Here is a 25670-nt window from a genome sequence, read left to right as displayed (position 1 = left end):
TATTTGCGGCTCGACGACAGGGGGAGACCATGACACACACGACGAGACGCCTGGCCACTTTCACCGGCCGCGGCTACGACAAGGGCCGGGGAAGGCTGCAGTGCGCCGCGTGGGCCCTCGTGGCGGAACCGCTGCAACGGTCCGTCCTGTGCCCGCCGAGCGTACGCACCCGGATCCTGCGGGCCTTCGGCGCGCAGATCGGGGAGGGCACACTGATCCGCCACGACGTGCGGATCCACTGGCCGTGGAAACTGACCGTGGGCGAGAACTCGTGGATCGGCGTGGGCGCATGGTTGCTCAACCTGGAGCCCATCACGATCGGCTCGGACGTGTGCGTGTCGCAGGGCGCCATGCTGTGCACGGGCAGCCACCGCGCGGACGACCCGGCCTTCGAGTTCGACAACGCCCCCATCACCGTGGCCGACGGCGCATGGATCGCCCTGCGAGCCACCGTCCTGCGCGGCGTCACGGTGGGCGAGGGCGCCGTCGTGGGAGCCACCGCGCTCGTCACGCGGGACGTCCCGGCCGGGGCGCGCGTGCTCGCCCCCGTGGCCACGAAGGCGTGAGCGGCATGCGGATCCTGCAGGTCGTCGCCCTGGTCTCGGGCACCAACGCGTACGGCGGGCCCACCACGGTGGCCCTCAACCAGTGCCGCGCGCTCGCCGACGCCGGACACGACGTGATCCTCGCCGCGACCGGCTCCGATCTGGGCGCGCCCCTGCCCACCGAACGCGACGGCGTGCGCACGCAGCTCTTCCGTCCCGTCCAGGCCCTGCCGGGTGCGGGTTTCGCGGGTCTCACCTCGCCGGCCATGCTGTCGTGGCTGCGCCGGGTCGCGCCGACCGCGGACGTGGTGCACGTGCACACGGCGCGTGACCTGCTGACCCTGCCGACCGCGTGGCTCGCGGAGCGCGCGGGCACCCGAACCGTCCTGCAGACCCACGGGATGATCGACCCGTCCGAGAATCCCCTCGCGGGGCCCCTGGATGCACTGCTGACCCGGCGGGTGCTGCGGGACGCGCACCGGGTCTGCTATCTCACCCCCCAGGAGGAACAGGACCTCACCGAGGTCGCCCGCGGGCCCGTGAACCTCATGGAACTGCACAATGGGATGCCCGTATCCTCGCGCCCCCGCGTGCCGCGGGAAGACGACGAGTGTCGCGTGCTGTTCCTCGCGCGTCTGCAGGAGCGCAAGCGTCCGCTCGCGTTCGTGGCCGCCGCGCGATCCCTGGCCGAGCGGTTCCCGCGCGCCACGTTCACGCTCGTGGGCCCGGATGAGGGCCAGGGGGACGCGGTGCGCGCGGCGATCGCGGCCGCGGGCCTCGGCGAGCGCCTCACGTGGGCCGGCCCGGTGGACTCCGCGGGCGCGGCGCAGTGGATGGCGGAATCGGACGTGTACGTCCTGCCCTCCGTCCACGAGCCGTACCCCATGTCGGTTCTCGAGGCCATGTCCGCGGGGCTGCCCGTGGTCGTGACGGACACGTGCGGGCTCGCGCCCACGGTCGCGCGAACGAGGTCCGGCGCGGTCGTGGACGACACCCAGCCATCCCTCGAAGATGCCCTCGCGCAGCTGATCGCCGATCCCGAGCGGCGACGGCGAGCGGGTCGGGCGGCCGCGGACACGATCGCGCGCGAGTACGGGATGCGCGCCGTCGTCGAGAAGCTGCTGGGCGCGTACCGGGACTGAGCGGACGGCGCGGTCCCGGAGGACGACGCCGCCGGGTCACCCCGCGTGCGAGCGCCGCGCTCGGGGGTGACCCGGAATGCTACGACGTGAAACGGGGCGCCCGCGCCCCACCCCGTAGGATGGACGGGTGAAGGCCTTACTGCTCGAGAACATTCATACCGACGCCGTCGACTCGCTGCGTAGCCGCGGCTTCGAGGTGGAGACCCGCAAGGGTGCCCTGGACCCGCAGGAACTGATGGCCGCGCTGGACGGCGTGGACCTGCTGGGGATCCGCTCCAAGACGCGCGTGACCCGCGAAGTGTTCGAGGCGCACCCCACCCTCAAGGCCGTGGGTGCGTTCTGCATCGGGACCAACCAGATCGATCTCACCGCCGCCACGGACACCGCCACGGCCGTGTTCAACGCGCCGTACTCCAACACGCGTTCCGTGGTGGAGCTCGCGCTGGGTGAGATCATCGCGCTGGCGCGTCACCTCACGGACAAGAACTCCGCGATGCACCAGGGCGTGTGGGACAAGTCCGCCAAGGGCTCCCACGAGGTGCGGGGCCGCACCCTGGGGATTGTGGGCTACGGCAACATCGGCAAGCAGTTGTCGGTCGTGGCGGAGGCCTTCGGGATGAACGTCTACTTCTACGACATCGTGGACCGCCTGGCCATGGGCAACGCGACCAAGTGCGATTCCCTGGAGCAACTGCTGAACACGGTGGAGACCGTGACCCTGCACGTGGACGGGCGCGAGAGCAACACCAACATGTTCGGCCGGGAGCAGTTCCGCCAGATGCGCCCCCGTTCCCTGTTCCTCAACCTGTCCCGCGGTCACGTGGTGGACATCGAGGCCCTGCGCGAGGCCCTCGTCTCCGGCCACCTGGCCGGGGCGGGCCTGGACGTCTACCCGTCCGAGCCCAAGGCCGCCGGCGAGGCGTTCGAGTCCCCGCTGCAGGGGCTGCCCAATGTGATCCTCACCCCGCACGTGGGTGGTTCCACGGCGGAGGCCCAGGAGAACATCGGCGGTTTCGTCTCCGGCAAGCTCATCGACTACTGCCGCTACGGCACCACGAGCCTGTCCGTGAACTTCCCCGAGGTGCAGCTGGACCCCCACATCCACGGCACCCGGTTGCTGCACATCCACAGCAACCTGCCCGGCGTGCTGGCTCGCGTGAACGCGGTGCTCGGCGAGCACGGGATCAACGTGGACCGCCAGCAGCTCGTGACCAAGGGGCAGATGGGCTATCTGGTCACGGACTGCGGCAACGGGGTCACGGAGGACGTGGTGGCGGCCGTCAAGGCCCTGCCCGAAACCATCCGGGTGGCCACGGTCAGCTGAACCACGCTGCCGTACGCTGGGGTGACCGCCCCTTCCCCCACAACGATGTGGAGACATCATGAGTCACCCGGCCGTACCCGGCGCGCACCTGCAGAACATGGACCCGGACCCTCACCGCGGTGAGGAGGTGGACTTCCAGTCCCCGGGCGAACGGGCGGAGGCGGAGAAACCCCGCACCCGCACCGTGCGCTGGATCGGCCTGGCGGGCGGTCTGTTGCTCGCGGTGCTCATCTACACCCTGATGCCGCAGGACGTCCCCCACGCCGCCCGGCTCACGGCCGCCACGGCCGTGCTCATGGGCGTGTGGTGGATGACCGAGGCCCTGCCGTTGCCCGCGACCGCCCTGGTCCCCCTGGTGGTGTTCCCCACGCTCGGCACGGACGTGAAGTTCGACGCCGTCGGGGCATCCTACGGCAACAACGTCATCTTCCTGTTCATGGGCGGGTTCCTGCTCGCGCTCGCGATGCAGCGCTGGAACCTGCACCGGCGGATCGCCCTGCTCACCGTCAAGGTGATCGGCACCAAGCCCACGCAGATGATCGCGGGGTTCATGGTGGCCACGGGCTTCCTGTCCATGTGGGTGTCCAACACCGCGACGGCCGTGATGATGCTGCCGATCGGCGTGTCCGTGCTGCTGCTCGTGACCAAGATCGGTGCCGACGCCGCGCAGGGCACCTCCGCCGCGCCCGCCCCGGAGGAGATCGACCCCCAGGACACCGAGGTCAAGGAGGAGATCGTCAAGTCCAACTTCGGCACCGCGCTGATGCTCGGGATCGCGTATGCGGCGTCGATCGGTTCGCTGGGGACCATCATCGGCACCCCGCCCAACACCCTGATGGCCGGCTACCTGTCGGACGCGCACGACATCACGATCGGTTTCGGTCAGTGGATGCTCGTGGGCGTGCCCCTGGCCGTGGTGTTGCTCGCGCTGTGCTGGGTGCTGCTGACCAAGGTGTTGTTCAAGCCCGAGATCACCGAGATCCCCGGCGGCAAGGAACTCATCAACGACGAACTCGCCAAGCTCGGCCCCATGTCCCCCGGTGAGAAGCGCGTGCTGGCCATCTTCGTGCTCGCCGCGCTGTCCTGGGTCTTCGTGCCGGTGCTCTTCGCGGATCCCATGATCTCCGACGCCGGCATCGCCATGGCCGTGGGGCTGCTGTTGTTCCTGTGCCCGGCCGGTGCGGCGCCGGGCGTCCGCCTACTGGACTGGGACTCCGCGGTCAAGTTGCCGTGGGGCGTGCTGCTGCTGTTCGGCGGTGGCCTGGCCCTGTCCGCGCAGTTCTCCACCTCCGGGCTCACCGAGTGGATCGGCGAGCGCGCCCAGGGTCTCGGCGGACTGCCCGTGGTCTTGCTCGTGCTCATCATGGCCGGCGGCATCCTGCTGCTCACCGAGCTCACGTCCAACACGGCCACCGCGGCCACGTTCCTGCCCGTGGCCGGCGGTGTGGCCATGGGGATCGGCGTGGACCCCATGCTCCTGGCGATCCCCGTGGCGCTCGCCGCCACGTGCGCGTTCATGCTGCCGGTGGCCACCCCGCCCAACGCCATTGCGTTCGGTTCCGGGTACGTGACCATCGGGCAGATGATCAAGGGCGGGATCGGGCTCAACCTGATCGCCCTGGTCCTGATCACCGCCACGACCATGACCCTGGGCGTGTGGGTGTTCAACCTGGCGTTCTGACCCGCGGTCACCCATCCGGCGACGACGGCGCGGCGCCGCCTTAGCAGGGTGACCGCAAGCGGCGTCGTCGTTCTCCAAGGCATACGACAGCGTGCGGCGGCACCCGACCGCAGAGGAAGGACCCCCGGACCCGCATGATGCGGATCCGGGGGTCCTTCTACTACATGTGTGGTTACTTCTTCTTGGCGACCCGGCCGCGCTTGACGGCCTTGGCGGCGTCCTTCTCCGTGCGGGCGGCGGAGTTCTCCAGCACGCCGGAATCGGACTCGATGTGCGAGCGCATGAACCACTGGAAGAGCTCGAGCCCGCGGACCTGGGCGATCAGCATGTCCTCGGTGATGGGATCCACGTCGCTGATGCGGGCCAGGGCATCCCGATGGTCGGTGATGACGCCGTCGTAGACGAGGTCCAGTGCCGCGAGGTGCTCCACGCCGGAGGCGCGCTGGACGTCGTAGTCGTCCCACGTGCGCTCGGCCGCGATGGCGCCGGGCAGACCATTCGGCGACACACCCAGGGTGGCCATGCGCTCCGCGAGCTCGTCCACGTACCCGCGGACCTCCTCGATCTGCGGGTCCAGCATCTCGTGGACGGAGATGAAGTTGGGACCCACCACGTTCCAGTGGGCGTGCTTGAGGGTCAGTTGCAGGTCGTTGAGCGCGTGCAGCCGCTGCTGCAGGATCTCGGCCACACCGTGGCCCTGCTCCGTGGTGAGACCCGGAACGGTGTAGTTGGCGTTCTTCGTGGATTTCTTGGCCATGACAACCTCCTCGTGGGGCGGTGGTCCCGGGGTGGAACCACGCCATGCCGTCTTATTTTGATGTATTCAGAATAACAAGGACGCGAGCATTGCACCAGGGGTCACACGGGAGCCACCGCCCTGGGGCGCTCGTGGCCTCGGGGTGCCCGGAAGATCGGCCCGACGGCGCTCTGGTCCCGAAGCGCCTCCACGGTGCTCTGGGTCCTGAGCGCCTCTACGGTGCGGCGGCACGACACCCCGCTGACGGAACGCGAGCGGGAATCCGCGAGCCGCCCAGATGCGGGCGGTGAACTCCGCCTGAACCGACCCCTCGACCCATCCCGCCGCGGACGCCGAACGGATCGGGGGGTTTCCTGCTGAGCTGGTTTCCGCCGCGCCACACCGAGAAGCTACGCCGGACCGGCCGGGACACCGTGCGCATCCTGGGTGGTTACGTGCGGGGCACCGCTGCGGTGGCGGTGATCGAGATGCTCGCGATCGCGGTCGGCTGTGGTTGCTCGGTGTGCCGCTCGCGACCCCGCTGACCATGCTCATGTTCCTGGGAGCGTTCATCCCCATCGTGGGCGCCGCCCTGGCGGTACCCCCTCACGGCGGTGGCGTGATCCGTGGTCCAGTTGTAGCTGCCACGGCCCGGTCGGATTGGTGATCCAGCTCACGGGCTCTAGGGTGGAAGAAATACCTGAGACCTGGAGTATCGGATGAGTTCCTATCCCCATCTTCTGTCCCCGCTGCGCGTGGGTCCGCTGACCCTGCCCCACCGCGTGATCATGGGGTCCATGCATACCGGCCTCGAGGAGGTCCCGGGCGGTGAGCACGAGCTCGCGCGCTTCTACGTGGAACGCGTGCGCGGCGGCGCCGGGCTGATCGTCACGGGCGGGATCTCCCCCAACCCGGAGGGCGCTGCCCGCCGCGGCGGTGCGCACCTCAGCCGCGAGGACCAACTGGATCCGCACCGCACGGTCACGGACGCGGTACATGGCGAGGGCGGGCTGATCGCACTGCAGCTGATGCACAGCGGACGGTACGCGATGCACGAGGACGCCGTGGCGCCGTCGGCCATCCGCGCTCCCATCAACAAGGTCACGCCGCGCGAGCTGAGTACGGCGGAGGTCGAGCGTACGGTCGAGGACTTCGCGAACGCCGCGCACCTCGCGCAGCGCGCGGGCTACGACGGCGTGGAGATCATGGGCTCCGAGGGGTACCTGATCAACGAGTTCCTCGTGGCCCACACGAACGAGCGTACCGACCGGTACGGCGGGTCCGACGCCGCTCGCCGCCGGTTCGCCACCGAGATCGTCCGGCGCGTGCGCGAGGCCACGGGCCCGGACTTCCTCATCATGTACCGGCTCTCCGCGCTGGACCTCGTGCCGGACGCCCAGCAGTTCGCGCAGGTCCTGGAGCTCGGCCGGGAGATCGAGGCCGCGGGGGCGTCGATCATCAACACGGGGATCGGGTGGCACGAGGCCCGGATCCCCACGATCGCCACGAGCGTGCCGCCCGCGGGGTTCACATGGGTCAGCAGGGCACTGCGCGAGCACCTGAGCTTACCCGTGGCCGCGGTCAACCGGATCAACACCCCGGAGATCGGAGAAGCGGTGATCGAACGCGGGGACGCGGACCTCGTGTGCCTGGCCCGCCCGTTCCTGGCGGACCCGCAATTCGTGGCCAAGGCCCGTGCGCAGCGCCCCGCGGAGATCAACACGTGCATCGCGTGCAACCAGGCGTGCCTGGACCACACCTTCTCCGGCCGCCGCATGTCATGCCTCGTGAACCCGCGCGCGATGCGCGAGGACGAGCTGGTGCTGGGCCCCACGCGCACCGCGGAGCGGATCGCGGTGGTGGGTGCCGGACCGGCCGGGCTGGCCTTCGCGGAGGCCGCGGCGCAGCGGGGTCACCGGGTGACCCTGTTCGAGGAGCAACCGGAGTTGGGCGGCCAGTTCCAGTTGGCGCTGCGCATCCCGGGCAAGGAGGACTACGCCCACACCGTGCGCTACTTCAGCACGCGCTTGGCCGAGCTGGGGGTCACCGTGCACACGGGGCACACCGCCACCGCGCAGGACGTGGCCTTCGCGGACCGCGTGGTCGTGGCCACCGGCGTGACCCCACGCGTCCCCGGCATCCCCGGGGAGGACGGCCCCACGGTGCTCGGGTACAAGGACGTCTTGGCCGGCGCCCCCGTGGGTGAGCGCGTGGCGGTCGTCGGCGGCGGCGGGATCGGATTCGACGTCGCGCACTTCCTCACGCACGACCCGCACTCCGACTTCTACACCGAGTGGGGAGTGGACCGCTCGCTGGAAGCGCGGGGCGGGTTGCTCGCCCCGGCGCCGTCGAAACCGAGACGGCGCGTGACCCTGCTGCAGCGCAGCGCCGGTAAGCCCGGAGCGCGACTGGGCACCACCACGGGGTGGATCCACCGCGCCGAACTGCGCATGGCGGACGTGGAGTTCGTAACCGGGGTGCAGTACGTGCGGATCGACGAACAGGGCGTGCACGTCCTGGCGCCCGCGCAGCGGGATGCGTCGCAGACTGGCGACCCGGACACCGAGGACCGGATCGAACGGATCATCCCCGCGGACACCGTGGTGCTGTGCGCGGGCCAGGAACCCCGCGCCGAGCTCGCCCGGGAACTCGCGGGAGAGAACGGGGAGCGCCCCGTGCACGTGGTGGGCGGCGCGCACGTGGCGGCGGAACTGGACGCGAAACGCGCGATCCGTGAGGCCGTGGAACTGGCCGCGTCGCTGCCCTGATACGGCGTCGCAGTCACGACGCGATCACAGAACGCCCCGCTGTCAGTGTGCAGCGGGGCGCTCGGTCAGCGGCTCATAGGGGCGTCCCCGGTGATCCGCCCCCGCCTCCCCCCACGAAGCGACAGGCGCGAGGGGGGGCAAGACGGTATGTAAGCGGCGCCCCGGGACGTCAGCGCGCGGTGACGCTGCCGTCCTGCACGTTGACCGTGTACTCCCTGTCCCGGTTGTCGATGTCGAGCTCAACTTCCCAGCGCACGACGTCGTCGTCCTCGTCCAGGGAGGCCTCGTCCAGCACTTTGGTGCCCGACTCGGACTCGGCGGACTCGAAGACCCGCTTGATCGCGTCTTTCGCGCCCACGGCCGCGGCACGCAGCTCGGCCACGTCGTCCTCGTCCGCGCGGCCGTCCGCACGGTCCTCCTGGACGTTCTTGCCCGTGCCGTCCACCGTGACCTGGTGGGCGTTACCGTCCGCGATCAGGTCCACCTCGAACTTGTCCGCGCGGCGGTCGTAGTCGATCTCCACCACGTCACCACCCTGGTGCTGGGCCAGCGCGGAGTCCACGGCGGCCAGCGCGGCGGCCTGCCCGCCGTTGACGGCCACGCCGGACGCCGAACCGCTCGGGCTCGCGCTGCCGGACGCGCTGCGCGTGGGCGAGGCGCTGTCGGACGGCGAGGCGCTGTCCGTGGCGGACGCGGTGTCGGAGGGGGATGCACCGGTCGCGTCGGGCGTGGCCGCGTCCTGCGTGGTGCCGGTGGCCGCCGGGGTGGCGTCCCCGGCGCCCTGGGTCGCGTCGGTCTGCGCGGGGGCCTGGTTCTGGGTGGTGTTCCCGCAGCCCACGAGCAACGAGGCGCTCAGCAGTGCGGCGGAACCGAGGGTCAGGATCTTCTGGGGTCGCTTCATGGTCCCGAGTATCGCCCGCCCCGGGGGACCGGGTCGAGGGTCCGTCGGTAGAAGTCGCAGTGTGTTGACCACCCGCGCTGCACCGCGGTACGCCGCGACGCGCCGGGCCGGCCACCGCGTCCTGCCCGGCCGGGCGCGCTCCCAGCGGGATCACGCGCGCTGTCACCGCCCACTCAGCCTGTCCGGCTACTATTCTGAACACTGTCCATGACCGTGTGTACCGCCGCCCCCTGCGGTCGCACGCCGCGCAGCGCCACTGGCTGACCGAGGAAGGAGGCGGGATGGGTTTCTGGACCGGGCTGGAGAACGGGATCGAGAAGGTGGTCCGCACCGCCTTCACCGCGGGTTCTCGCAAGCGGGTCGAGGCCGTGGAGATCGCAAGCGCCCTGCGCCGTGAACTGGACCAGGAGTCCTTCACCGTTCCCGCGGGCCGCACCATGGCACCCAACGTCTTCACCGTGGAGTTCTCCGACGACGACTTCCCCCGGGCCCAGGAATGGGGCGTCCAACTGGCCGAGGAACTGTGCGACGTCGTCATCCGTCACGCGCGCTCGCAGGCCTATACCCTGCAGGGCGCGGTGCGCGTGAGCTTCATGCGCCAGTCCGAACTCGAGGCCGGCCACTTCGACATCCTGTCCTCGTTCGAGCGCACGAGCACACCGGAGGTTCCCGCGGACGCCGGGACCTCCGCGCGCGCACCCCAACCCCCGGCGCCCGCCCCGCACGCCCGCCCGCGCGATGGCCAAGCCGCTCATTCGGCCGACGACGACGCTGCGGGCCACGTTCCCGGCGGCTATCACGACCCGGTCGATGACCAGGCCGGGCTGCAACCGGTGCCCGTGATCCAGGTGGGCGCCGAACGTTTCACGCTCAACGCGGACCGCGTGAGCGTGGGCCGCTCCGCGCAGGCGGACGTGACCGTGGAGGACACGGGGGTCTCCCGCGAGCACCTCGAAATCCGGCGCCAGGGGGACCATTTCCTGGCCGTGGACCTCGGTTCCACGAACGGTTCCTATGTGGACGGCCAGCGGATCCAGGGCAGGGCCCAGCTCGTGGACGGTTCCGTGATCACCGTGGGGCGCACCAGGTTGACCTTCCGACTGATGCTCCCGAGGGAGAGGCGCTGACGTGTCCGAACTGACCGTGACCCTGCTGCGCTACGGATTCCTGGCGCTGCTGTGGATCTTCATCGCCGCCGTGGTCTTCTCCCAGGCGCGTGACCTGACCGTGGGCGGCAAGGCCCGCGCGGCCGTGCGCGGTGGTCGCGAGAAACTGCGTGACGCCCGCGCACGGGAACCCCGCCAGGAGACACCCCAGAACCCCCGCCCCGCCGCCCCCACCACCGGGGGTGCGCGTACGCGCGCGCAACAGCTCGTGGTCGTGGACGGCCCGCTCGCCGGGCGGAGCTTCCAACTGGGATCGGCCCCCGTGATGCTGGGCCGTTCCGCAGAGGCCACCATCCCGCTCGAGGACGACTACGCCTCGGGGCGCCACGCCCGCCTGTTCGCGCAGGGATCCAAGTGGTTCCTGGAGGACCTCGGGTCCACGAACGGCACCTACCTGCAGGACCAGCGACTGTCCCGCGCCACCGTGGTGGACCCGGGTGCCCGGTTCCGGGTGGGGCGCACCGTGATGGAACTGAGGCCGTAGCCCATGCCCATTGCTTTCCGATATGCTGCTCGCTCCGACGTGGGCCGGGCCCGTTCCAAGAACGACGACTCCGCCTACGCCGGCCGCTACCTGGCCGTCGTCGCGGACGGGATGGGTGGTCACGTGGGGGGTGACGTCGCCTCGGCCTCCGCGGTGATCGACCTGACCCACCTGGACCACGCCGGTTACGACGGTGACGCCGAGACCGTGCTCGCGGACGAGATCCAGAACGCCAACCAGAACCTCGCGAAACTCGTGCAGTCCAATCCACGGTTGGGCGGGATGGGCACCACCGTGACGTCCCTGCTGATCGACGGGGACGAGATCTGCGTGGCGCACATCGGGGACTCCCGCGCGTACCGATTGTCCGAGGCCGAGGGTTTCGAGCAGGTCACTACCGACCACACGTTCGTCCAGCGGCTGATCGACGAGGGCCGGTTGCAGCCCGAGGAGGCCGAGACCCACCCCCACAAGAACGTGCTCATGCGGGTGCTCGGTGACGTGGACGCCTCCCCCGAACTCGAGGTGCGCACCGTGCGCCCGGCCGTGGGTGAGCGCTGGTTGCTGTGCTCCGACGGCCTCAACGCGGTGGTGAACGCTCAGACCATCGAGAACGTGATGCGCTCCACGGGGGATCTGAACCAGATCGTGAACTCCCTCGTGGAACTGACCCTGGACCGCGGGGCCCCGGACAACGTGACCGTGGTTGTGGTGCAGGTGGACGAGGTCCCCCAGGGCAGCGAGGCCCACCCCATGACCGGGGAGAGCCAGGGGGCCGTGCCGGATCAGTCCCGCACGTCGGATGAGCAACTCATGAGCGAGTCCGAGGTGGAGCACTGGGACGGACCCATGGACTCCCCCGTGGCCGGCGGCGGCACCGACTACCGCGAACCCGGCTACCCCCACACCACATCGCAGCCCACCCAGTCCTCGGCCTCCGTGCTGCGCCGGGACCTGGCCGAGCGTCCCCACCTGCTCGTGGGTGCCGCGGCGAACGCGACCCAGACGGGGCGTATCCCTACCGTCTCGGATTCGGCGATCCAGCGCCGCGCCACGATGCTCGCGACCTCCACGCTGGACGTGACCACCGATCCCGCCGAGGTACGCAGCCTGTTGCGTCGCAAGGGTGACGACCCCGCGCGCGGGACCAAACGCCGTCGTGCGGCGTGGATCGTGGGCGTCGTCGTGCTCGCCCTCGCGCTGCTGCTCGGCGGGTGGGGTGCGCGCGCGTGGACCTCGTCCCAGTACTACGTGGGTGAGGACCGGGGTCACGTGGCCGTGTTCCAGGGGGTCTCGCAGTCCCTGGGTCCCATTTCGCTGAGCGAGTTGAGCGCGACCACCGAGATCCCCGTGGACTCCCTGTCCCAGTACGCGCAGGACCGCGTGCGCGCCACGATCCCCGCGGGCAGCCGCGAGGAGGCCGAACAGATCGTCGCGGACCTGGAGTCCTCGCGCGGACCCGAACCCCGCCCCACGGGCCGGGTGACGGTCACGACCCCCACACCGAACCCGTCCGCGAGCGCGTCGCCGAGTGGCTCGGCCACCCCGCGCACGTCCCCCGGTGCCTCGGGGACCCCCGGGGGTGAGAACCGATGAGTTCGACCGTGAACGCCGCGCCCGAGCGCGGCACAGAGGCTCCCGTGCGCCCCAGGCCGCGGCGGATCACCGAGTTGCTGTTGCTGCTCGTGGCCCTGGCGATCGGCATGGGCGCCAACATCCTGGTGGATCCCGAACGCGCCCAAGCGGATCCCCGCCACATCATCATGAGCGGCACCGTGCTGGGCGTGGGCGCCCTGCTGGTGCACGTGGTGCTGTGGATCCGTGCGCGCTACGCGGACCCCTACCTGCTCCCGCTGGCCGTGGCGCTCAACGGGCTCGGGCTGGCGATGATCCACCGCATCGACCTGTCCACCAACCAGAGTGCCGCCAACACCCAGGTGGTGTGGACCGGCGTGGCCATGCTCGCGTGCTGCGTGGTGCTGTGGTTGCTCAAGGACCACCGGCGACTGCGCAACGTCACGTACATCATGTTGCTGCTCTCCGCCGTGCTCCTGCTGCTGCCCATGATCCCGGGCCTCGGCGTGGAGATCAACGGCGCCCGACTGTGGATCTCGGTGGCCGGGCGCACGTTCCAGCCCGGTGAGATCGCCAAGATCACGCTGGCCATCTTCTTCGCGGGCTACCTCTCGACCAACCGGGACCTGATCCTGCTGGCTGGGCGCAAGATCGGCCCCGTGCGCCTGCCCCGGTTCCGGGACATCGCCCCCATGCTCGCGGCGTGGGTGATCGCGATCGGCGTGCTGGTGCTGCAGAAGGACATGGGTACCGCCATCATGTTCTTCGGCCTGTTCCTGGCCATGGTCTACCTGGCCACGGGACGCCTGGGCTGGATCGTGCTGGGCGTGCTGCTCATGGCCGTGGGAGGTTTCGCCGCGAGCCGCATGTTCTCCCACGTGGCCCTGCGCCTGGACGCGTGGCTGGACGCCTTCAACCCGGACGTCTACAACCGCTCCCCCGGTGGCTCGGCGCAGATCGTGCAGGGACTGTTCGGTCTGGCCTCCGGCGGACTGTTCGGTCAGGGCCTGGGTCAGGGGCGCCCGGACCTGGTCTCCTATTCCAATTCGGACATGATCATCACGGCGTTCGGTGAGGAGCTCGGGCTGATCGGGCTCGGCGCGATCCTGGTGATGTTCCTGCTCTTCGCGACCCGCGGGTTGCGCGCGGCCCTGGGTACCCGTGATGCGTTCGGCAAGCTGTTGGCCGCGGGCCTGTCCTCGCTCATGGTGCTGCAGTTGCTCGTGGTGATCGGCGGTGTCACGCGGTTGCTGCCGCTGACCGGTCTGACCACCCCGTTCATGTCCGCCGGTGGGTCGTCCCTGCTGTCCAACTGGATCATCGTGGCGATCCTGCTGGCCATCTCCCACAGCGCGCGGCGCCCCGTGGTCACCGGTCCCGCCACGGACGAGGACCTCGCGACCTTCGAGCGCCGCCTCCGCGCCCGCGAGGAACGCCGCGACGACGAGCGCACCCGCACCGACGGCGCCGACGCCGCCCCGGCCCGGGAGCCGGCCACGGAGCCCACCCCGTCGCTGTCGCGGACCACGTCCGTATCCCACGACGCCGCGGCGTCCCCGGGCGCGGCGGAATCGGCATCCGCGACCGAGGCGATCTCGCGGATCACGCATCGCTCGAGCGGTTCCGCCGGCTACGGCGCCACGCGCGCCTCCCGGAGCGACCGCACCGGGGGTGACGCGGCGTCGTCGTCCGGTGAACGCGGCGCATCCGGCGGCAACGCGCACGATCAGGAAGGGGGGACCCGGTGAACAAGGCGATCCGGCGCATGTGGCTCATGGCCGTGGCCATCATGGTGGTGCTACTACTGACACTGACGTACGTGCAGTTCTTCGCGGCCAACGCCCTCCAGGCCAACCCGTGGAACAACCGCACGCTGTACGAACAGTTCGGCCGGGACCGCGGCTCGATCCTCGTGGGCGGGAAGGAGATCGCTCGCTCCGTGCCCGCGGACGGCGACTTCGCGCACCAGCGCGTCTACTCGGACTCCCCCCTGTACGCGAACCTCACCGGGTACTTCTCCCTGGTCTACGGGGCCACGGGACTCGAATCCGCCATGGGTGACCAGCTCTCGGGCGCGTCCGACGACCAGTTCTACGACCGCGTGGTGTCCCTGTTCTCCGGGAACCAACCCAAGGGCGCCTCGGTGGAGCTGACCCTGGACCCCGAGCTGCAGCGCATCGCGTACAACGCACTGGAGGGTCACAACGGCTCCATCGTGGCCGTGGACCCCAAGACCGGCGAGATCAAGGCCATGGTCTCCCGCAAGAGCTACGACGCGAACGCCCTGTCCTCGCACGACACGAACCAGGTGGTCGCAGCCGCCCAGTCCCTGAACGCGGACCCGGACAAGCCGCTCGTGAACCGCGCGATCAGCGGGGACCTGTACTCCCCCGGTTCCACGTTCAAGATCATCGACACCGTGGCCGCGCTGGAGTCCGGGAAGTACACGACCGACACCACGCTGCCGAACCCCAACGAGCTCCCGCTCCCGGACACGACAGTTAGCCTGCCCAACTACCGCCAGGGCGGGTGTGCCGCGCGCTCCCAGGTGGACCTGCGCTTCGCGCTCGAGCAGTCCTGCAACACCCCGTTCGCGCACATCGCCATGGACCTGGGCCAGGACAAGATCCGCCAGACCGCGCAGAACTTCGGCTACGGCCAGAACCTGGACATCCCGCTGCAGGTCACCCCGTCCGTGTTCCCCGAGGACATGAATCAGGCCCAGCTCGCCCTGTCCTCGATCGGGCAGTACGACGTCCGCACCACCCCGCTGCAGGTGGCCATGACCTCCGCGGCTATAGCCAACGACGGTGTGATGATGCGTCCCAGCCTCATCAAGACCGTGCGCTCCTCGGACCTGTCCGTGATCGACCAGTTCCAGGCCGAGCAGCTGCGCCGCTCCACGGACGCGGAGACCGCGGGCACCGTCAAGGACCTGATGACCTCCGTGGTCAGTAACGGCATCGCGTCCGGCGCGGCCGTGCCCGGCGTGGAGGTGGCCGGGAAGACCGGCACGGCGGAGATCGGCAGGGACGGATTGAACGATTCGTGGTTCACTGGATTCGCGCCCGCCGACGACCCCCAGTTGGCGGTGGCCGTGGTGGTCGAGGACGTGGACGTCACCACAGGGTCTTCCCTGACCAGCCCCAGTGCACGGCAACTCTTCGAGGCGGTGTTGAACAAGTGAGACCATCGTCGAACACCACCCTGGGCGGTCGTTACGCCCTGACGGAACGAATTGCCATCGGCGGCATGGGCGAGGTGTGGAAGGCCAAGGATCAGGTCCTGGGTCGGATCGTCGCGGTGAAGATCCTCAAGGACGAGTACAACGGGGATCCCACGTTCCTGCAGCGGTTCCGGGCGGAGGCCCGTCACACCGCCCTGCTCAACCACCCGGGTGTGGCCAACGTCTTCGACTACGGCGAGGACGAGGGCTCCGCGTTCCTGGTCATGGAACTCGTGCCCGGCGAACCGCTGTCCAATATCATCGACCGGCAGAAGTCGTTGGACCCGGACACGGTCCTGAACTACATCGGCCAGACCGCCCGCGCCCTGGCCGCCGCGCACGCGCAAGGGCTCGTGCACCGGGACGTGAAGCCCGGCAACCTGATCATCACCCCGGACAACCGCGTCAAGGTCACCGACTTCGGCATCGCCCGGCTAGCGGACCAGGTGCCGCTCACGGCCACCGGCCAGGTCATGGGCACGGCCCAGTACCTGGCCCCCGAGCAGGCCACCGGTCAGACCGCCACGGGTTCCTCGGACATCTACTCCCTGGGGATCATCGGCTATGAACTGCTCGCCGGCCGGCGCCCCTTCACGGGGGAATCCCAGATCGCGATCGCCCTGGCCCAGGTCAACGACAACCCTCCCGCGCTGCCGGACTCCATCCCGGACCCGGTGCGCGCCCTCATCATGTCCATGCTCGCCAAGGACCCGGAGGAACGCCCGGAGAACGCGGGCAAGCTCGCCAACGCCGTGGATGCGCTGCGCCGCGGGGACGTCACGGCCGCGGTCACGATGGTCCCGGGGATGCAGCCGTTCCTGTCCCAGGACTTCTCCGACGAGCAGCCCACCGAGGCCATCGCACCGGTCTCGGGACCGAGCACCCGGCCCATATCCGGGACGGCCGCCGCGGGAGTGACCGGTTCGGCCGCGGCCGCGGCCCAGCCGGACCCCAAGTACAGCGCCCACCCCTCTACCGCACAGTTCGACGCCGTGAACCGGCCACCGAGCTCGCAGCGCGGTTCCACCCCGCAGGGTGAGCGGCGCAAGACGTCCGTGTGGGCGTGGTTGTTGCCGCTGCTCGCACTTCTGGTGGCCCTGGCCGTGGCCGGGGTGTACTTCTTCTCCTCGCGGGGCGATTCCGGCTCCCCCGCACCGGGCACCGTCACGTCCTCCACCGTGAGCCCCACCGCGAACACCGTGGTGTTGCCCGCCAACATGGTGGGCCGCGACGCGGACCAGGTCGCCTCCGAGATCACCGCCATGGGCGTGAACGTGGACAAGCGGCTGCAGCAGGGCACGGGTCAGGCGGAGAACACCGTGGTCTCCGTGGAACCCGCGGCCGGTTCGCGGGTGAAGGTCGGTTCCACCGTGGTGATGTACGTCGCGTGGACCCCGGGTGCCCAGACGACCCCGGGGGCCGGGACCGGGGGCACCGGTGCCACGCAGTCACCGCAGCAACAGCCCGAGCAGAACCAGAACACCCAGGCACCGCAGCAGACCGCTCAGCCCGCTCCCACCAACGGCGGGGGCAACGGCGCCGGTAACGGCGACGGCGCGGACAACGGCGGGGCCGGTAACGGAGCCACCAACGGTGCCGAGGAGACCGGCCAGAACGGGGCGAACACCCAGGCGGACACCGGTGCCCAGGGGACCACGGATCAGAGCGCCCGCACCGAGGCAGGATCCGGGCAGTCCAACCCCGTGCAGGGCACCGGTGACGGGGCGCTCGCGGCTCCGAGCGCTCCCGTCAGCGGCGCGGGCGGCTGACACGCATGGGGACGTCGGGACTGCCGGATCTGATCAACGACCGGTACGAGGTCGGTGAGGTCATCGGCCGCGGTGGCATGGCCACGGTGCACGTGGGACAGGACGTTCGCCTGGGCCGCCGCGTGGCCATCAAGATCCTGCGTCCGGAACTGGCCGCGGATGAGACGTTCCACGAGCGGTTCCAGCGCGAGGCCCACGCCGTGGCGTCCCTCAACCACCACTCGATCGTGGCCATCTACGACACCGGGGAAATCCGCCCCCAGGGCCCGGACGGTGTCCTGCGCCCCTACATCGTCATGGAATACGTCCCCGGGCGCACACTGCGGGAACTCATGCACGGGCCGGGGGTCACTCCGGAACAGGCCATCGAGTACATGCTCGGCATCATGGACGCCCTGTCCTTCAGCCACCGCGCGGGGATCGTGCACCGGGACATCAAACCCGCCAACGTCAAGGTCACCCCGGACGGCAGCGTCAAGGTCATGGACTTCGGGATCGCGCGTGCCGTGGAGGACACGCAGGCCGCGCTGACCCAGTCCCAGGCCGTGCTCGGCACCGCACAGTACCTTTCCCCCGAACAGGCCAGCGGGGCCGCGGTGGATCCCCGTTCGGACCTGTACTCCGCCGCGTGCGTGCTCTTCGAGTTGCTGACCGGGCGCGCGCCGTTCGTGGGGGAATCCTCCGTGGCGATCGCCGCGCAGCACGTGCGGGACGCGCCGCCCGCGCCGTCGGCGTTGAACCCGCAGTTGCCGCCCGCCGTGGACCGGTTCATGGAGCGTGCCCTGGCCAAGGACCCCCGGGACCGGTTCGTGGATGCCGGGCAGATGCGCCGGTCGCTGCGGGAACTCGGCGGGCAACTGCCCGGCAACCTCGGGGCGACCCAGCCCATCGACGTCACCCACACCGCCGACTCTCACACCAAGACCCTGCCCGCGGTGGGCGCCGGTACCCCGGCCGCCGCCGTGACCGCCGCGGGACGCAGCGAGGACGCCGAGCCCACCGTCTCCGCACAGTACGGCCGGTTCGACGACGACGCCGCGGCCGACGACCCAGCGCCCGTCGCCGCCCCCGCGTCCGCCTCCGCGCCGTACGAGCGGCGCCGTCGCAGGTCCCTGTGGGTGGTGCCCGTGGTGCTGCTGCTCGTGCTCGCGCTGCTGGTCGGCGGGACCGTGCTGGGCGTGCGGTGGTGGCAGGACCAGCAGGTCGAACAGGTCGCGCAGGTGAGCGTCCCCCAGGTCACGGGGATGGACAGCACCACGGCGGAGAACACCCTGCGGGACGCGGGGCTGAACCCCACGTTCACCACGCAGCACAGTGACAGCGTGCCGGACAAGCACGTGATCAGCATGAGCCCCGCCGCGGGGACCCAGGTGGACCAGGGGTCCTCGGTGGCCGTCGTGGTCTCCGAGGGGCCCGAGAACGTGACCGTGCCCAACGATCTCGTGGGCCAATCCTTGGACTACGCCCGCCAGTCCCTGCAGCAGGCCGGCCTCACGGCGGGCCCGGTCAGCACGGTCAACAGCGCCACCGTGCCCCACAACGTGGTGCTCTCGACCGATCCCGGACAGGGCGCCTCGGTGGCCCGGGACAGCGCGGTCAAACTGCAGGTGTCCACGGGCAAGGTCACGGTCCCGGACGTCGTCGGCCGCAGCCGCGCGGAGGCCGAACAGGTCTTGCGGGCGGACGACGTGCGGCTCAACTACGACGTGGAGATCCGCGAGACCGAGGATGCTGAGGCTGGCACGGTGCTGCGGCAGTCCGCTCCCGCGGGGTCCTCCGTGAGCCAGGGATCCACGATCACGCTCACGGTGGCCCGGAAGGTGACGCCCACGCCGAGCCCCACCCCGTCCCCGACGAACGAGGACGAGCCCACGACGGAACCCACGACTCCCGCCGAACCCACGGATGCCGCACCCCAACCCACGCAGCCCCAGCCCACGAGTCGCCCCACCGCATCCCGCGGGGGCGACGGCTGAGATCGGCCGGGCCTTACTGTGCGGGGCCTTGCTTCGACGGACCTCGCTCCGACGGAGTGTGCGGTCCGGGTGCCTCTGACGGAACTGGTTCTCAGGCGGTCATGAGCGGGGACAACCCCGCGGCCGCTGCGGCGGCACCGTGCTGGCCCACTTCCTCGAGCCAGTTGCCGAGCATGAGGTAGCCACCCTCCGTGAGCACGGACTCTGGGTGGAACTGCACACCGTGCAGCGGGGCGGAGCGGTGCTTGAGACCCATGACCACCTGCCCGTCTTCGGTGGTCGCGGTGACCTCGAGGCAGTCCGGGACGGTGTCCGCGGCCACGGCGAGCGAGTGGTACCGGGTCGCGGTGAACGGCGACGGGACCGAGGGGAAGACGCTGTCCCCGTGGTGCACCAACTGGGACGTCTTGCCGTGCATGAGCTGTTGGGCGTGGCCCACGCGAGCGCCGTAGACCTCACCGAGCGCCTGGTGGCCCAGGCACACGCCGAGCAACGGTGTCCTGGTGTGCTCCGCCCAGCGGATCAGGTCCGCGCACACGCCGGCGTCCGCGGGGGCACCGGGGCCGGGGGACAGCAGGACACCCTGGTGTTCACCGGCGAGAGCGGTGGCCGCGGCGACGTCCAGGTCGTCGTTGCGCACCACGGTCGTCTGGGCCCCCAATTGCTGCAGATACCCCACCAAGGTGTAGACAAAGCTGTCGTAGTTATCCACGACGAGAATCTTCACAGACACTCAAGAACTCCTGCGCGTTTACCAAGTGACAGAACTCGCGCCAGTCTACGCCCGCTCGGGCGGATAGACTGAACGCCGATCTCGCGGCAGGAACCGGTCCCCGCCGCACCCGCGGGCCGCCACGGCCGCGAGCCCACCCCCGGGCCACGCCCGGACGTGGTGCCCACGCAGCAGGAGGAAAGAACGCCAGTGTCTGAGCCCAAGAAGCGCTTCGGTCGATCCCGTAAGTCGCAGGACGACACACAGGACTTCGCCCTCACGGAACGGGACCGCGAACTCGCCGCCCTCGCGGCGGAGATCCTTCCCCGCAACAGCGCCGCCGCGTCCTTCGAGCGTTCTGCCGCGCGCAAATCCGGGTCCTCGGCCGTCTCCACCAAGGATGCGGCGACCGACCACGGTCTCGCCGACGACGCCGCTGCGCCCGGTACCGGGAATGCGTCCGGGGACCCGGCTGTGCCCGCTGGCAAGACGACGTCCGTCGGTAAGGACCGGGCGGGGAAGAAGCGGGCGGCCGCGGCATCCGTGTCCGCTTCCGGGACCGCTGTAGCGAACGAATCCGGCATGAAGGGGGCCCGTGCCGGTACGTCCGGAGCGGACGCATCCGGCGAGGCCGGGTCCACCGACGAGCCGGGCGCCGGCACGTCCGATACGAGCAAGGACGCGGAGACGCCCGCGGCGCGCAAGAAGCTGCAGCGGGACGAGCGACGTCGTGCGGCGAAGGCCGCCAAGGCGGAGAAGCGCGAGCGCCGGTCCACCGACTACCAGCCCACGCCGCTGTGGTACAAGGTGGTCATGATCGGGTTGATGATCCTGGGGCTGTTGTGGATCATCACCTACTACCTGTTCCAGGGCATGGTGCCCATCCCCGGGATCAGCGTGTGGAATCTGGTGATCGGGCTCGGGTTCATGCTGGCGGGGCTCATCATGACCACCAGATGGCGTTGACCCTGCCACCGATCCGCACTCGCGCCCCGCAGGAGGCCTCGTGAACACTTCCCCTCACCCCTCGTCACCCGATGACGGGCGGGGCGCCGGGCCCTCCGATCGGAACTTCCCGGACGACGACGCCGCTCCGGGGCCCCTGTCCGAGGCGTCGTCGCGCCGAGGCGCGAACGAAACCCGCCGCGAGGGGTACCGGATCAACCCCGCGCGTATGGAGGTGAGGGTGCGGCGCATCGCGCTCGTGGGACTCGTGCTCGTGCCGCTGATCTACTTCATCGTGCAGTCGTTGCGCTAGCCGCGCTCCTGCCCCGCGGAACGCAAGTGCCCCATCGGTCGGACAACCGGTGGGGCACTGTTTACGCGGGGAGCGAGTCGCTCGGGCGCGAGTCGTTCAGTTGGTGGACTCCGGAGCGGTGAACTCCACGTCCAGGTCGATGCGCACCTTGTCGGAGACCATGACCCCGCCGGCCTCGAGAGCGGCGTTCCAGGTCACGTTGAACTCCTTGCGGGAGATCGAAGTGGAGGCGGTGAAACCCGCGCGGGTGGTGCCGAAGGCGTCCACGGCCACGCCGTTGAACTCGGCATCCAGCTTCACGGGCTTGGTCACGCCACGCAGGGTGAGCTCGCCGGTCACGGTGCCCTCACCGTCGTTGAGCTCCAAGCCGGTGATCTTGTAGGTCATCTGCGGGTGGTTCTCCACGTCGAAGAACTCGGCCGAGCGCACGTGGTTGTCGCGGGTCTCGTTCTTGGTGTCCACGGAGTTCATCCCCACGACCACCTGGCCGTTGGACTGCGAAGCGTCCTCGGCCACGTTGAGTTCACCGGAGACGTCGCTGAACACACCGCGCACCTTGGAGATACCGGCGTGGCGGACGGAGAACGCGACCTCCGTGTGGGCGGGGTCCAGGGTCCAGGTTCCGGGGGTCATACCTTCGAGCGTGGTCATTCGTTTCTCCTTGGCATCGGGCGGGCCGTCGTCGGACGGCCCAATTGGTTGCTTCGGAAACTAATTTACGACCCGCTGTTTGATGCGTCAACCTATTCTGGAGAAAACTTTGGGTGAACAGCGTCACACACGGCACGGCGAAGGCCCGCCCGTCAGAGGTGCAGGTCCAGCACCGAGCTGTCGCTGAGGCCGTGGAACTGCCGCTGGTGGTACACAAGCGGGCTGCCCGAGCCCTCTTCACCCAGGACCTCCACGACGGCGGCATTGAACACGAGCGCCGACCCGGCCTTGATCCGCGCGAGCGGGATGGCCCTCAGCACGCGGCGCACCCCGAGCAAGCGGGGCTCGCCTGTGGACAGCGTGGTCCACTCCATGTCGTCCCCGAAACGGGGTGCACCCGAAATGGCGAAGGATCGTGCGAGTTCCACGTTGTCCGAATCCAGGAAATGCACCACGAAGGAATCGGCCGTTGCCACGACGGCCGCTGAACCGCGCTTGGCCTGCAGCGAGAAGCCGAGGATCGGAGGGTCGGCGGAGATGGAGGAGACGGAGGACGCCGTGAGGCCCACGGGGCCTTCCGGCCCGGCGACCGTGATGATCGCGATGCCCGCGGGATGCTGACCGAACGCGGACTTGAACCCTTCCGTCAGGCGCGGATCGCTGTGCAGCGCCTCCGTGGGGGCCACGAGGTCCACGGCATGTGCGGCGACCCGTTCTGCCTCACCCCCGGATGCCGGGACACCGTCCAACCCCTGGCCGTGGTCGGGGGTCTCGGGAGCTGCTGAGGTGTTCTGGCTGACGCGGTCCGGCATGGTGGGTCCTCTCACACGGCTGTGTTCCCGGATCGGCGGTCCGGCCGCCGTTATCCGGACAGGCTAAATCCTGCCAGGCATCTCATGTCCAACACATGATTTCGTAGTCCACATTCTGGGCCACACGGCGCAATGAGACGTCACATTGGGGGGACACCACCGCTGCGCACCGTGCGACGAGCGATCCCCCACTTCTCACCGTACGCCCACCCGCGGCCGGGATCACCCGATGCTCTTGTACTCCCTCGCGAAATGGATCAGGGGACGGTCCGCGGCACCCGCGTCCATCCCTCGGCCCATGGCCGTGACACGCCCCACGACCACCAGGTGGGTTGCCGCGGTGTGGGTGGACACGGTGTCCAGCTCGAACCAGCTCAGGCACCCGTCGATCACAGGCGTCCCCGTGCGCTCGGTGCGGTGGAACGGGACGGTGTCCAGCAGTCCGTCCACGGGGTTGCCCGGGCTCGCGAGCCAATTCGCCACGGAGCGCTGATCCGCGTTCAGCAGGGATAGGGTCCATGTGCCGGTGCTCTCCACGGCCTCGCACATGCGGCCCATGTCGTACAGGCACACGAGCATGGTGGGCGGATCGTAGGAGACATCCGCGAACGCCGTGACGGTGATCGCGTGGTCCTTGCCCCGGTAGCGCGAGCACACCACGCCCACCCCCACCGCGTGATCGGCGGCCAGGGTGCGGTAGCGCTCCACCTGCACGTCCGTGGGGCGGGGATCCAGGGCCTCGTTCTGCATGACCCCAGTGTGTCATCGCGCCCGTCGCGGCCCCGGGTCCGAGCGGGGCACCGGTTCTCGTGGCCGAGCGGCGCGCAGACCCTCGCGTTCGAGCGGGGCGCCCGCCCTCGTGTGCCGACAGACGGGGTCGCTCTCAGCACGTCAGCGCGCTCGCCGGTGTCCACCCGTCATGCGTAGCGTGATGTTCAACCGCCCGCCGTTCTTCAACCCCAGGTGCAGGCCACCCGTGCCGGGGAACACTTTGGGCACGCCGTGGAACGCGTACCGGGAGGGTCCGCCGAACACGAACAGGTCCCCCGAGCGCAGTTCCACGTCCCGGTACGGAGCCGTGCGGGTCTCGGTGTTGCCGAAGCGGAACGTGCACGTGTCCCCCAGGGACAGGGACACGATGGGCGCCGCCGAGAACTCGTCCTTGTCCTGGTGCATCCCCATGTGCGCGGCGCCGTCGTAGTAGTTGACCAGCGCGGAGTCGGGGACGAAACCGCGGACGACGTCCTCGACTTCGGGGACGCCCACATCTCCCGCGTCCACCACCCCGTACGCGTCCGCCACGGCCCGCGCACCCAGATCCACGAGCCAGTCCGGCAGGGCCGCGACCTCCGCTCCCCCGGTGGCCCCGTAGCGGTAGGGGGTCCGATTCGCGCCGAGCATGACCGACTGCACGGACATCCGACCGCCGCCCGGCATCACCTGGTGACGCATGGGGGCCGAGCGCACCCAGTCACGGCACGCGGCCACGAGATCGTGCTGCCGGGCGACGGGGAGCCAATCGGGAACGTGCACGGCCCCGGGCGCGAGCACGGTGGGCTCGCGGGGGACGGTGAACAGCTCGGTGACCTCGTACTCGGCCATGCCCGTGAGCCTAGGACCGACCCCCGACACCCACAACGCGCGCCGCCAGGCGCCGGCTGGGGCGATCCGAGCAGGGCGCCCCGAGAACTGAACCGGCAAGTCCGGGTCCGGTGGTGGCCCCGAGTCTGCGGGTAGGCGCTCCCTCATCCCGCTCCCCGCTCATCCCCTCCCACCCCGAGCAACCCGTTCAGCACACCCGGGAGAGCAGCGGCCCGCGGAATATCGGGCCCCGTGAGCCCGTTATTCCTACAGCAAGTTTTCTCTGGAAAGGGTTTCATTCATGGCACTGCCCCTATCGGTCATCGACTTCGCCACCGTGCGCGAGAACCAATCGGTGGGTGAGAGTTTCGCGGATTCCGTGACCCTTGCCCGGCACGCGGAGCGGTTGGGATACACGCGGGTCTGGTACGCGGAGCACCACAACATGCCCACGATCGCGTCCTCCGCACCGGCAGTGTTGATCGCCCACGTGGCCGCGCACACGGAACGCATCCGGCTCGGTTCGGGCGGCGTCATGCTGCCCAATCACTCCCCGCTCACGATCGCGGAACAATTCGGCACCCTCGCGGAGCTGCATCCCGGCCGGATCGACCTGGGGCTCGGTCGCGCCCCGGGGACGGATCCGCGCACGCTGCGCGCACTGCGTCGTTCCCCCGAATCCGCCGAGAGCTTCTCCCAGGACGTCAAGGAACTGCGGGGCTACCTGACCGGCAACTCACTCATCCCGGGAGTGCAGGCGATGCCGGGTGCGGGGACCAACGTGCCGCTGACCATCCTGGGCTCGTCCCTGTTCGGGGCCCAGCTGGCCGCGGCCTACGGACTGCCCTATGCGTTCGCATCGCACTTCGCGCCGGACGCCCTCGTGGACGCCGTGGCCGCGTACCGGTCCCAGTTCCAGCCGTCCGAACAGCTCGCGGAGCCGTACGTGATCGCCGCGGTGAACGTGATCATTTCCGAGGACGCGCAGGACGCCGCCCGTCAACTGGAAGCGACCCAGCGCTCCCGGGTCAAGGCCATGGTGGGCCGCGGCCGGGAGTTCACGGACGAGGAGATGGACATGGTCATGGCCTCCCCCGCTGCCGCGCAGATCCTGCACATGATCAGTTACACCGGCGCGGGCACCCCGGACACCGTGGTGGACTACCTGCACCGGTTCGCAGAACACGCTGATGCGGACGAGCTGATGATCTCCCCCACCGCCACGCGTCAACCGGACGTCCTCACAGCCATGGAGCTGCTCGCCGACAACTGGAACTGAGCGCCGGGCATCCCCGGGTACATCCATGCCCCGATAAAGCACCCGGATCGCGATTCCGAGGCATTATCGGGACTCAGATGTTCG

Annotated in this window: 22 protein-coding genes; 15 read left to right on the top strand and 7 right to left on the bottom strand. The window is 69.8% G+C overall.

The annotated features are described in order from the left end of the window. Positions 1-29 precede the first annotated feature (29 nt). The 4 genes from IE157_RS10860 (at position 30) to IE157_RS10845 (ending at position 4692) form a co-directional block, all read left to right on the top strand. On the top strand, positions 30-566 hold the full coding sequence (locus tag IE157_RS10860; RefSeq protein ID WP_193519976.1) for an LbetaH domain-containing protein: 537 nt from the start codon (positions 30-32) through the stop codon (positions 564-566). A gap of 5 nt (positions 567-571) precedes the next feature. Continuing rightward, positions 572-1687, top strand: coding sequence for a glycosyltransferase (locus IE157_RS10855; protein WP_064845621.1), 1116 nt, complete (start codon positions 572-574; stop codon positions 1685-1687). A gap of 127 nt (positions 1688-1814) precedes the next feature. Beyond that, positions 1815-3011, top strand: a complete 1197-nt coding sequence (gene serA, locus IE157_RS10850) for a phosphoglycerate dehydrogenase (RefSeq protein WP_193519975.1) — start codon at positions 1815-1817, stop codon at positions 3009-3011. Between the two features lie 58 nt (positions 3012-3069). Further along, positions 3070-4692, top strand: coding sequence for an SLC13 family permease (locus IE157_RS10845; RefSeq protein WP_193519974.1), 1623 nt, complete (start codon positions 3070-3072; stop codon positions 4690-4692). Positions 4693-4864: 172 nt separating this feature from the next. On the opposite strand, the gene IE157_RS10840 is transcribed toward IE157_RS10845, so the two are convergent. Further along, entirely contained in the window at positions 4865-5449 is a 585-nt protein-coding gene (locus IE157_RS10840) for a Dps family protein (protein WP_035964961.1), read from the bottom strand. Between the two features lie 698 nt (positions 5450-6147). Between IE157_RS10840 and IE157_RS10835 the strand changes: the two genes are divergently transcribed. Beyond that, positions 6148-8196: an NADPH-dependent 2,4-dienoyl-CoA reductase gene (locus IE157_RS10835; protein ID WP_193519973.1), complete on the top strand. Its 2049-nt coding sequence runs from the start codon at positions 6148-6150 to the stop codon at positions 8194-8196. 169 nt (positions 8197-8365) lie between these two features. Here the strand turns inward: IE157_RS10835 and IE157_RS10830 are convergent, their stop codons facing one another. Then, the gene (locus tag IE157_RS10830) at positions 8366-9097 is read right to left on the bottom strand and encodes a hypothetical protein (RefSeq protein WP_193519972.1); all 732 of its coding nucleotides are present in this window, start codon (positions 9095-9097) and stop codon (positions 8366-8368) included. A 281-nt stretch (positions 9098-9378) separates the two neighbouring features. Here IE157_RS10830 and IE157_RS10825 point away from each other — a divergent pair, with 281 nt between their 5' ends. Genes IE157_RS10825 through pknB form a run of 7 tightly spaced genes read left to right on the top strand, consistent with a single transcriptional unit; the run spans position 9379 to position 19293 of the window. Continuing rightward, on the top strand, positions 9379-10224 hold the full coding sequence (locus tag IE157_RS10825; RefSeq protein WP_193519971.1) for an FhaA domain-containing protein: 846 nt from the start codon (positions 9379-9381) through the stop codon (positions 10222-10224). A gap of 1 nt (position 10225) precedes the next feature. Beyond that, positions 10226-10747 carry an FHA domain-containing protein FhaB/FipA gene (locus tag IE157_RS10820; RefSeq protein ID WP_193519970.1) on the top strand — a complete coding sequence of 174 codons (522 nt, stop codon included), beginning with the start codon at positions 10226-10228 and terminating at the stop codon, positions 10745-10747. 3 nt (positions 10748-10750) lie between these two features. Beyond that, positions 10751-12343 (top strand): PP2C family protein-serine/threonine phosphatase, encoded by a 1593-nt coding sequence (locus IE157_RS10815; RefSeq protein WP_193519969.1) that lies wholly within the window; start codon positions 10751-10753, stop codon positions 12341-12343. Continuing rightward, positions 12340-14070 carry an FtsW/RodA/SpoVE family cell cycle protein gene (locus IE157_RS10810; protein ID WP_193519968.1) on the top strand — a complete coding sequence of 577 codons (1731 nt, stop codon included), beginning with the start codon at positions 12340-12342 and terminating at the stop codon, positions 14068-14070. Before IE157_RS10815 ends, IE157_RS10810 begins: the two co-directional genes overlap by 4 nt. Continuing rightward, positions 14067-15509, top strand: a complete 1443-nt coding sequence (locus tag IE157_RS10805; RefSeq protein ID WP_193519967.1) for a peptidoglycan D,D-transpeptidase FtsI family protein — start codon at positions 14067-14069, stop codon at positions 15507-15509. Before IE157_RS10810 ends, IE157_RS10805 begins: the two co-directional genes overlap by 4 nt. Continuing rightward, entirely contained in the window at positions 15506-17317 is a 1812-nt protein-coding gene (locus IE157_RS10800) for a protein kinase domain-containing protein (protein WP_193519966.1), read from the top strand. Before IE157_RS10805 ends, IE157_RS10800 begins: the two co-directional genes overlap by 4 nt. 5 nt (positions 17318-17322) lie before the next feature. Continuing rightward, positions 17323-19293: a Stk1 family PASTA domain-containing Ser/Thr kinase gene (gene pknB, locus IE157_RS10795; protein WP_193519965.1), complete on the top strand. Its 1971-nt coding sequence runs from the start codon at positions 17323-17325 to the stop codon at positions 19291-19293. Positions 19294-19384: 91 nt separating this feature from the next. On the opposite strand, the gene IE157_RS10790 is transcribed toward pknB, so the two are convergent. Continuing rightward, the gene (locus IE157_RS10790) at positions 19385-20026 is read right to left on the bottom strand and encodes an anthranilate synthase component II (RefSeq protein ID WP_064845633.1); all 642 of its coding nucleotides are present in this window, start codon (positions 20024-20026) and stop codon (positions 19385-19387) included. A 189-nt stretch (positions 20027-20215) separates the two neighbouring features. Between IE157_RS10790 and IE157_RS10785 the strand changes: the two genes are divergently transcribed. Together IE157_RS10785 and IE157_RS10780 are read left to right on the top strand one after the other, a co-directional pair. Continuing rightward, positions 20216-20971, top strand: a complete 756-nt coding sequence (locus tag IE157_RS10785; RefSeq protein ID WP_193519964.1) for a cell division protein CrgA — start codon at positions 20216-20218, stop codon at positions 20969-20971. A 40-nt stretch (positions 20972-21011) separates the two neighbouring features. Beyond that, positions 21012-21263 carry a hypothetical protein gene (locus IE157_RS10780; protein WP_193519963.1) on the top strand — a complete coding sequence of 84 codons (252 nt, stop codon included), beginning with the start codon at positions 21012-21014 and terminating at the stop codon, positions 21261-21263. 96 nt (positions 21264-21359) lie between these two features. On the opposite strand, the gene IE157_RS10775 is transcribed toward IE157_RS10780, so the two are convergent. From IE157_RS10775 to IE157_RS10760, 4 genes are all read right to left on the bottom strand, one after another. Further along, positions 21360-21914: a YceI family protein gene (locus IE157_RS10775; protein WP_193519962.1), complete on the bottom strand. Its 555-nt coding sequence runs from the start codon at positions 21912-21914 to the stop codon at positions 21360-21362. A gap of 152 nt (positions 21915-22066) precedes the next feature. Next, positions 22067-22726: a flavin reductase family protein gene (locus tag IE157_RS10770; protein WP_193519961.1), complete on the bottom strand. Its 660-nt coding sequence runs from the start codon at positions 22724-22726 to the stop codon at positions 22067-22069. A 222-nt stretch (positions 22727-22948) separates the two neighbouring features. Continuing rightward, entirely contained in the window at positions 22949-23476 is a 528-nt protein-coding gene (locus tag IE157_RS10765) for a flavin reductase family protein (RefSeq protein WP_193519960.1), read from the bottom strand. A 141-nt stretch (positions 23477-23617) separates the two neighbouring features. Further along, positions 23618-24328 carry an alpha-ketoglutarate-dependent dioxygenase AlkB family protein gene (locus IE157_RS10760; RefSeq protein WP_064845637.1) on the bottom strand — a complete coding sequence of 237 codons (711 nt, stop codon included), beginning with the start codon at positions 24326-24328 and terminating at the stop codon, positions 23618-23620. A gap of 280 nt (positions 24329-24608) precedes the next feature. On the opposite strand from IE157_RS10760, the gene IE157_RS10755 reads away from it, so the two are divergent. Beyond that, positions 24609-25586, top strand: a complete 978-nt coding sequence (locus IE157_RS10755) for an LLM class flavin-dependent oxidoreductase (RefSeq protein WP_193519959.1) — start codon at positions 24609-24611, stop codon at positions 25584-25586. Positions 25587-25670: the final 84 nt, after the last annotated feature.

Origin of the sequence: Kocuria marina (assembly GCA_014652975.1) — a bacterium.
Taxonomy (GTDB): Bacteria; Actinomycetota; Actinomycetes; order Actinomycetales; family Micrococcaceae; genus Kocuria; species Kocuria marina.
This window is presented reverse-complemented; position numbering and strand designations above follow the sequence as displayed.

Excerpts from the sequence above, each read along its gene's own strand:
- IE157_RS10860 (WP_193519976.1), top strand. The coding sequence starts at position 30 with ATGACACACACGACGAGACGCCTGGCCACTTTCACCGGCCGCGGCTAC.
- IE157_RS10855 (WP_064845621.1), top strand. The coding sequence starts at position 572 with ATGCGGATCCTGCAGGTCGTCGCCCTGGTCTCGGGCACCAACGCGTAC.
- IE157_RS10845 (WP_193519974.1), top strand. The coding sequence starts at position 3,070 with ATGAGTCACCCGGCCGTACCCGGCGCGCACCTGCAGAACATGGACCCG.
- IE157_RS10840 (WP_035964961.1), bottom strand. The coding sequence starts at position 5,449 with ATGGCCAAGAAATCCACGAAGAACGCCAACTACACCGTTCCGGGTCTC.
- IE157_RS10835 (WP_193519973.1), top strand. The coding sequence starts at position 6,148 with ATGAGTTCCTATCCCCATCTTCTGTCCCCGCTGCGCGTGGGTCCGCTG.
- IE157_RS10830 (WP_193519972.1), bottom strand. The coding sequence starts at position 9,097 with ATGAAGCGACCCCAGAAGATCCTGACCCTCGGTTCCGCCGCACTGCTG.
- IE157_RS10825 (WP_193519971.1), top strand. The coding sequence starts at position 9,379 with ATGGGTTTCTGGACCGGGCTGGAGAACGGGATCGAGAAGGTGGTCCGC.
- IE157_RS10815 (WP_193519969.1), top strand. The coding sequence starts at position 10,751 with ATGCCCATTGCTTTCCGATATGCTGCTCGCTCCGACGTGGGCCGGGCC.
- IE157_RS10810 (WP_193519968.1), top strand. The coding sequence starts at position 12,340 with ATGAGTTCGACCGTGAACGCCGCGCCCGAGCGCGGCACAGAGGCTCCC.
- pknB (WP_193519965.1), top strand. The coding sequence starts at position 17,323 with ATGGGGACGTCGGGACTGCCGGATCTGATCAACGACCGGTACGAGGTC.
- IE157_RS10775 (WP_193519962.1), bottom strand. The coding sequence starts at position 21,914 with ATGACCACGCTCGAAGGTATGACCCCCGGAACCTGGACCCTGGACCCC.
- IE157_RS10770 (WP_193519961.1), bottom strand. The coding sequence starts at position 22,726 with ATGCCGGACCGCGTCAGCCAGAACACCTCAGCAGCTCCCGAGACCCCC.
- IE157_RS10765 (WP_193519960.1), bottom strand. The coding sequence starts at position 23,476 with ATGCAGAACGAGGCCCTGGATCCCCGCCCCACGGACGTGCAGGTGGAG.
- IE157_RS10760 (WP_064845637.1), bottom strand. The coding sequence starts at position 24,328 with ATGGCCGAGTACGAGGTCACCGAGCTGTTCACCGTCCCCCGCGAGCCC.
- IE157_RS10755 (WP_193519959.1), top strand. The coding sequence starts at position 24,609 with ATGGCACTGCCCCTATCGGTCATCGACTTCGCCACCGTGCGCGAGAAC.